At 42.0% G+C, this 4,275-nt stretch carries 4 protein-coding genes; all 4 read right to left on the bottom strand.

Annotated features, from left to right (window positions below):
• Positions 1 to 8: 8 nt before the first annotated feature.
• A complete protein-coding gene (guaB, locus tag RDS42_RS12905) occupies positions 9 to 1,463 on the bottom strand; it encodes an IMP dehydrogenase (RefSeq protein WP_308784018.1) in 1,455 nt (484 codons plus the stop codon).
• A gap of 107 nt (positions 1,464 to 1,570) precedes the next feature.
• Positions 1,571 to 2,074 carry a DUF6106 family protein gene (locus tag RDS42_RS12900; protein ID WP_308784017.1) on the bottom strand — a complete coding sequence of 168 codons (504 nt, stop codon included), beginning with the start codon at positions 2,072 to 2,074 and terminating at the stop codon, positions 1,571 to 1,573.
• Between the two features lie 109 nt (positions 2,075 to 2,183).
• The gene (gene groL / locus RDS42_RS12895; protein WP_308784016.1) at positions 2,184 to 3,806 is read right to left on the bottom strand and encodes a chaperonin GroEL; all 1,623 of its coding nucleotides are present in this window, start codon (positions 3,804 to 3,806) and stop codon (positions 2,184 to 2,186) included.
• Positions 3,807 to 3,865: 59 nt separating this feature from the next.
• On the bottom strand, positions 3,866 to 4,150 hold the full coding sequence (gene groES, locus RDS42_RS12890) for a co-chaperone GroES (protein ID WP_177275740.1): 285 nt from the start codon (positions 4,148 to 4,150) through the stop codon (positions 3,866 to 3,868).
• Positions 4,151 to 4,275: the final 125 nt, after the last annotated feature.

The following is a 4,275-nucleotide window of genomic DNA, read 5'->3' as shown; positions in this document are numbered from 1 at the left end:
AAATATGATTATTCATCCACACTGTAATTCGGAGCCTCTTTTGTAATGTGAATATCATGAGGATGAGACTCTTTTAAGGATGCTGCAGAAATTTTAACGAACTTTCCGGTAGTCTTCAGTGTTTCAATGTTTTCTGCACCGCAGTATCCCATTCCTGCACGAAGTCCGCCGATCAGCTGATAAACAGTGTCTTCTACATGTCCCTTGTATGCTACACGTCCCTCTACACCTTCCGGAACAAGCTTCTTTGAATTTTCCTGGAAATAACGGTCTTTGCTTCCATTCTCCATAGCAGCAATAGATCCCATTCCACGGTAAACTTTGTATTTACGTCCCTGATAGAGTTCGAAAGTTCCCGGACTTTCATCACATCCGGCAAACATGCTTCCCATCATACATACATTGGCGCCTGCTGCGATTGCCTTTGTCACATCTCCGGAGTATTTGATACCACCGTCAGCAATGATCGGAATACCATAGCGGTTAGCAACCTCATAGCAATCCATAACAGCAGTAATCTGCGGAACACCGATACCTGCTACCACACGTGTTGTACAGATAGATCCTGGTCCGATTCCAACCTTCACTGCATCTACGCCTGCCTCGATCAATGCTTTGGTAGCAGCTCCTGTAGCAACATTTCCTGCAATAACCTGAAGATCCGGATATGCGTCCTTCATTTCACGAACAGCCTTCAGAATATTCTCAGAATGTCCATGAGCAGAATCGACTACAACTACGTCTACATTGGCTTTTACCAGGGCATCCACACGTGCCATTACATTAGAAGTAATTCCTACTGCCGCACCGCAGAGAAGACGTCCCTGCTCATCTTTAGCAGCCATAGGATATTTAATCTGTTTCTCAATATCCTTGATGGTGATCAGACCTTTTAAATTGAAATCATCGTCTACAATGGGTAATTTTTCTTTACGGGATTTGGCAAGAATCTTCTTCGCTTCCTCCAGGGTAATTCCTTCTTTTGCAGTGATCAGACCTTCTGAAGTCATGCACTCGCCAATCTTCTTGCTGAAGTCAGTTTCAAATTTCAGATCACGGTTGGTAATGATACCTACTAACTTCTTTCCTTCTGTGATCGGCACACCGGAAATACGGAATTTTGCCATCAGATCATTAGCATCCTTCAGAGTATGTTCTGCTGATAAGTAAAACGGGTCTGTAATAACTCCATTTTCAGAACGTTTTACCTTATCTACCTCGTCTGCCTGTGCCTCAATGGACATATTTTTATGAATGATACCAATACCGCCCTGTCTTGCCATAGCAATGGCCATACGGTGCTCTGTAACGGTATCCATTCCCGCACTCATCAGCGGAATGTTCAGCTTCACTTTCTTAGTCAGCCAGGTTGTTACATCCACCTGGTTCGGAATCACCTTTGAATACGCAGGAACTAACAGCACATCATCAAATGTAATGCCCTCACCGATAATTGTACCCATTGTATTTTTTCCTCCCTTAGTTATGTAAGTTTTATAGATGTATGTATCTTCACATCTATATGTTATTTTGAGTTTGATTCATAGTGTAGCAAAAAAAAAATACGGTGTCAATCCAAAAAAACTTTGCTGGGCGCTGAATTTTTTATAGCATTCGCCATGGCTTCATCCGGTTCAATAATAATCTTGCAGGCCTCCCCACTGTCACGGATAATAACCGCAAATCTTTTATGCTCCTGGTTTCCGGAAGAATAATCCAGAACTTTCATCTTCTGATTGCCGTTATAATAATCCATACGATGAGAATTAAGAGGTGCGATCAGATCTGCCTCTGTCAGATCCAGAGATTTTACTCTTTTTCTTTTTGACTTGGACATGATCATATCAATATCCAATTCTCCATTCACAAACAGATACTCATATTCCAGATCTGTTTTTGGAATGATAAAGTAACAGGCTACGCCAAGACCAATTGCAGCAAGAAACAGAAACGGACTGATAAAAAGTCCTGCTGCTGCAGCCACAACAGTCAATGCAATCAAACCGTATTTGATCATGGCGTCCTTAAATGTGGATTCCTTTTTTACCAGGAATTCCGAATACAGTTCACTCATAATTCACACTCCTTGCGAGGATTTCCTCATGTTTTTTGATAATAAAATTATTCTAACATAAAAAGGAATCAACGTCTATGACGCCGATTCCTTTTTTATAAAATATTAATTACATCATGCCCATTCCAGGATTTCCTGCCGGCATTGCAGGAGTTTCTTCCTTAATGTTGGCTACAACAGACTCTGTTGTCAGTAAGGTAGATGCAACACTTGTAGCGTTCTGAAGAGCGCTTCTTGTAACCTTTGCAGGATCCAGAATTCCGGACTCTACCATGTTTACATACTCCTCATTAAGAGCGTCAAATCCTACTCCAACCTCAGATTCTCTTACCTTATTGATGATCACAGCGCCTTCCAGTCCTGCATTTGCAGCAATGTGGAATAACGGAGCTTCCAGAGCTTTCAGGATGATGTTTGCACCGGTCTTCTCGTCGCCTTCCAGTCCTGCAGCAAGTTCTGCAACTTTCTTGGATGCATGGATATATGCAGATCCGCCGCCTGCAATGATACCTTCTTCAACAGCTGCTCTTGTAGCTGCAAGAGCATCCTCAAGACGAAGTTTTGCTTCTTTCATCTCTGTCTCTGTTGCTGCACCTACACGGATAACAGCTACGCCGCCTGCCATTTTTGCAAGTCTTTCCTGTAATTTTTCTTTATCGAACTCAGATGTTGTCTCACCGATCTGTTTACGGATCTGAGCGACACGGTCTGCGATAGCCTGTTTGTCACCGCAGCCGTCAACGATAACTGTATTTTCTTTTGCAACCTTAACAGATTTAGCACGTCCAAGCTGATCCATGGTAGCTTCTTTCAGGTCAAGTCCAAGTTCGTCAGAAATCACCTGGCCGCCTGTAAGAATTGCGATATCCTGAAGCATTTCTTTTCTTCTGTCACCATATCCCGGAGCTTTTACAGCAGCTACCTGGAAAGTTCCTCTTAATTTGTTTACAATAAGAGTGGTAAGGGCTTCACCTTCTACATCCTCAGCGATAATGAGAAGTTTTGCGCCTGCCTGAACAACCTGCTCCAGAAGAGGAAGTACTTCCTGGATATTGCTGATCTTTTTATCTGTGATCAGGATATATGGATCTTCCAGATTTGCTTCCATTTTTTCCATATCTGTTGACATATATGCAGAAATATATCCACGATCGAACTGCATACCTTCTACAAGATCAAGCTCTGTATGCATAGTCTTTGACTCTTCTACTGTGATAACGCCGTCTTTGGAAACTTTTTCCATAGCGTCTGCTACCAGCTGGCCAACTTCCTCATCACTTGCAGAAATTGCAGCTACATTAGCAATCTGTTTTTTACCGCTGATCGTCTGGCTCATTTCTTTGATTGCAGCCACTGCTGTATCAGTTGCTTTTTTCATTCCCTTACGAAGAATGATCGGGTTTGCTCCTGCTGCCAGGTTTTTCATTCCTTCATGAACCATAGCCTGTGCAAGAACTGTAGCAGTTGTAGTACCGTCACCTGCTACATCGTTTGTCTTTGATGCAACTTCTTTAATAAGCTGTGCTCCCATATTTTCAAAGCCGTCTTCAAGCTCGATTTCTTTTGCGATAGTAACACCGTCATTTGTAATAAGCGGAGCGCCAAAGGATTTATCAAGAACCACGTTTCTTCCTTTCGGTCCAAGTGTTACTCTTACTGTATTTGCAAGCTGGTTTACACCGCTTTCCAGGGCAGCTCTTGCTTCTGCGCCAAATTTAATTTCTTTTGCCATGATGAAAATTCCTCCTAAATTATTTTTGTCATTTACAATACTGTCAGGAAATCTCTGTTTTATTTAACTACAGCTAAAATATCATTCTGTTTTACAATGATATACTCTTCTCCGTCAAGCTTTACTTCTGTTCCTGCATATTTGGAATAGATAACCTGATCTCCTGCTGCAACTTCCATTTTCACTTCTTTGCCGTCTACCATTCCGCCAGGTCCTACAGCAATAACCTCTGCCTGCTGTGGCTTTTCCTGTGCCTGTCCCGGAAGTACGATACCGGATTTCGTTGTCTCTTCTGCTTCTAACTGTTTTAATACAACTCTGTCACCTAATGGAACTAATTTCATGATCTATTTCCTCCTTTAAATATCAGTCTTGCCTGGTTGCTAGCACTCATTTAACTCGAGTGCTAATCACTGTCCTTATATTATTGAATTGTGGTGTTTTCTGCAACTCTTTTTACGGTTATAAA

The organism is uncultured Blautia sp. (assembly GCF_902497045.1).
GTDB lineage: Bacteria > Bacillota > Clostridia > Lachnospirales > Lachnospiraceae > Blautia_A.
The sequence above is the reverse complement of the archived record's forward strand: the minus strand, read 5'-3'. Positions and strand labels throughout refer to the sequence as shown.

Coding starts and splice junctions, on each gene's coding strand:
- guaB (WP_308784018.1), bottom strand. CDS start 1,463: ATGGGTACAATTATCGGTGAGGGCATTACATTTGATGATGTGCTGTTA.
- groES (WP_177275740.1), bottom strand. CDS start 4,150: ATGAAATTAGTTCCATTAGGTGACAGAGTTGTATTAAAACAGTTAGAA.
- RDS42_RS12900 (WP_308784017.1), bottom strand. CDS start 2,074: ATGAGTGAACTGTATTCGGAATTCCTGGTAAAAAAGGAATCCACATTT.
- groL (WP_308784016.1), bottom strand. CDS start 3,806: ATGGCAAAAGAAATTAAATTTGGCGCAGAAGCAAGAGCTGCCCTGGAA.